The organism is Mesorhizobium sp. M7A.F.Ca.CA.002.15.2.1 (assembly GCF_003998715.1).
GTDB classification, from domain to species: Bacteria; Pseudomonadota; Alphaproteobacteria; order Rhizobiales; family Rhizobiaceae; genus Mesorhizobium; species Mesorhizobium ciceri.
Genome location: NZ_RZPI01000680.1, coordinates 1 through 2912 on the forward strand (window position 1 = coordinate 1; position 2912 = coordinate 2912).

Annotated in this window: 4 protein-coding genes; all 4 read right to left on the minus strand. The window is 62.2% G+C overall.

The annotated features are described in order from the left end of the window. Positions 1-270: ATP-binding cassette domain-containing protein (locus tag ENZ74_RS27445; RefSeq protein ID WP_127313131.1), on the minus strand; the 270-nt coding region annotated here is incomplete at its 3' end. Positions 271-278: 8 nt separating this feature from the next. Then, positions 279-1115 (minus strand): carbohydrate ABC transporter permease, encoded by an 837-nt coding sequence (locus ENZ74_RS27450; protein WP_013530185.1) that lies wholly within the window; start codon positions 1113-1115, stop codon positions 279-281. After that, positions 1112-1972, minus strand: a complete 861-nt coding sequence (locus tag ENZ74_RS27455; protein ID WP_013530184.1) for a sugar ABC transporter permease — start codon at positions 1970-1972, stop codon at positions 1112-1114. The genes ENZ74_RS27450 and ENZ74_RS27455 overlap by 4 nt, the downstream gene beginning before the upstream one ends. A 207-nt stretch (positions 1973-2179) precedes the next feature. Then, positions 2180-2912, minus strand: a 733-nt coding sequence (locus ENZ74_RS27460) for an extracellular solute-binding protein (protein ID WP_127313132.1), incomplete at its 5' end; no start/stop codon positions are given.

Below are 2912 nucleotides of genomic sequence, written 5' to 3' on the forward strand. Positions count from 1 at the left end.
CATATGCGGATACAGCGCGTAGGACTGGAACACCATGGCGATGCCGCGGTCGGCCGCCTCGACATCATTGACCACCTTGCCGCCGATGGCGATTTCGCCGCCGCTGATGTCCTCGAGCCCGGCGATCATCCTGAGCAGCGTCGATTTTCCGCAGCCGGAGGGGCCGACGAAGACGACGAACTCGCCGTCCTTGATGTCCATGCTGGCGCCATGGACGACCTCGAAGACGCCGAAGCGCTTGACGACATTGGTGAGCGTGACCGTTGCCATGCTGCCCCTTACTTGACCGCGCCGGCGGCAATGCCGGCGATGAAATGGCGCTGCAGCAGCACGAAGACGACCAGCATCGGCACCGTCAGCATTACAGCGCCCGCCATGATGCCGCCCCATGACACCTTGGTGAGGCCGATCAGCGTGCCGAGCGCCACCGGCGCCGTCATCGAACCAGGCTGGCTGTTGATCAAAAGCGGCCACAGATAATTGTTCCAGGAGGCGAGGAACAGGATGATGGCGAGTGCGGCCAGCATCGGCCGCGCCAAAGGCAGCGCGACAAAGAGGAAGATGCGCCACTCCTTCACGCCCTCGACGCGCGCCGCATCGAAGAGGTCGTCCGGCATCATCGAAAAACTCTGCCGCATGAACAGCACGCCGAGCGAATTGAACAGCGGCGGAACGATCAGCGCCACCCAGGTGTTGGCGAGCTTGAAGTCGCGCGCCACCATGATGAACTGCGGGATCAGCACGACCGCATAGGGCAGCGTTATGGTGCCCAGTATGATGGCGACGACCGCGCCCTTGCCGAAGAACTGGTATCGGGCCAGCGCCCAGCCGGCCATCGACGTCAGCAGCACCGACAGGATGGTGTAGGTCACCGCCACCGAGACCGAAATGCCGATGGCGCCGACGAAGTTCGTGTCACGCTGCAGATTGTTGAAATTGTCGATGAAATTGCCGTGCGGCAAAAGCTCGATGCCGGGGCTGAAGATGCCGTTGTCGGGCATGGTCGAGAACACCACCATCATCCACAGCGGAAACAGCCAGATCAGCGCCAGCGGCGTCAGGAACAGATGCAGAGCGATGCTGCGTCCCAGCCTGGCGGAGGAGCGCGAACTCATTTCGGTTCCCTCGTCAGCCACAGCTGCGCCAGCGTGATGGCGATCGCCAGCCCGGCCATGGTGTAGGCGACGGCCGAGGCGTAGCCGAAGTTGAGCGACCGAAAGCCCTGGCGGTAAAGCAGCAGGCCAAGCGTCTCCGTGCCGCCGCCCGGCCCGCCGCGCTCGGTGATCAGGAAGGGCTCGGTGAACAGCTGCATGGTGCCGATGATCGACAGCACGAGACAGAACACGATGACCGGCTTCAGCAGCGGCAGGGTGATGTAGAAGAACTGCTTGAGCTTGCTGACGCGGTCGAGCGTCGCCGCCTCGTAGACGTCTTCGGGAATGGACTGCATGCCGGCGAGCAGGATGATGGCGTTGTAACCGGCCCAGCGCCAGGTCACCGCGATCATGATCAGCGCCATCGCCGGCGTGACGTTGGAGAACCAGTCGATCTTGGGCAGGCCGACGCTGTTCAGGAGCTTGTTGATGATGCCGAAATCGAGGTTGAACATCAGCCGGAACACCGCCGAATAGGCAACCTCGCCGACCACGACCGGGGCGAAGAAGGCGAAGCGGTAGAGGCCACGCGCCTTCAAGAGCGGCGAGTTCAAAAGCACCGCCATGACGAGCGCCAGCGAGATCATCACCGGCACCTGGATGACCAGGATGAGCAGCGTGTTCTTCAGGGCGTTGAAGAAGGCCGGATCGCCGATCAACCGGCCCCAGTTGAAGCTCGGCGCGAACCGCCACGGCACGGTGCGCGTTGCCTGGAAGGAGATCATGAAGGAGCTGATGATCGGCCACACCCAGAAGATCGCGAAGATCAGCAGATAGGGCGTGAGGAAGCGATAGGCCGTGGCGTTACGATTGCGCATCTTGCTCCTCCTTCTACCGCTTGTTGTTTCACGCCGTCGCCTGGGTCTTCCCTTCTCCCCTTGTGGGAGAAGGTGTCGCCGAAGGCGACGGATGAGGGGGTGTTCCAGAGAACGCAAACGTCTCACTCCGCTGGAGCACCCGTCATCCGTCTCGGCGCTATCGCGCCGATCCACCTTCTCCCACAAGGGGAGAAGGAGAAGCGGTGATCAAGATTTGACGGGCAGTCCGGTCGCCGCCGCGATCTGGCTTGCGGCATCGTCGAGCGCCGCCTTGGCGTCAGGATAGCCGCCGGCCAGATACTTGGTCTGCACGGCGCGGACGATGATTTCGGCGTCGCTCTGGAACTGCGTGCCGCGGCTCGGAACAACCTTCGGCAAGGTGCCGAGAATGTCCTTCCATACCGCCTGGCCGCCCCAGTAAGACAGGCCTTGTGCGACATAGGGATCGTCGAGTGCCGAGACCAGGGACGGTACCAGGCCGAACTCCTTCAGCATCGTGATCTGGCCTTCATTGGTTCCGAGCGTGTATTTCAGATAGGCGTAGGCAGCCTCCTTGTTCTTGGAAGCCGAGGTGATGGCCAGCGAGGACCCGCCGAGATTGGCGGCGCGCGGCCCGTCGGCGGTGAGGCTCGGCATCAGATAGACGCCCCATTTGCCGTTTTCGCCGGCAGATTCGGTGCGAATGGTGCCCTCATACCAGCCGCCATAGATCTGGGTGGCGACGGTGCCGGCGGTGTTGTTGGTGATCTTGGTGCCCCAGTCGGCCGACGAGATGATGCCGGCGTCCTTCATCTCCTTGACCTTGGTCATGGCATCGATGCATTTGGGCTGGTTGACCGTGATCGATTGTCCGTCCTCGGAGAAATAGGCGCAGCCCTGTTCGTTGGAGATCATGCGGAAGAATTCCGAGTCGCCATTGAAATCGGCATTGGTCATCGAG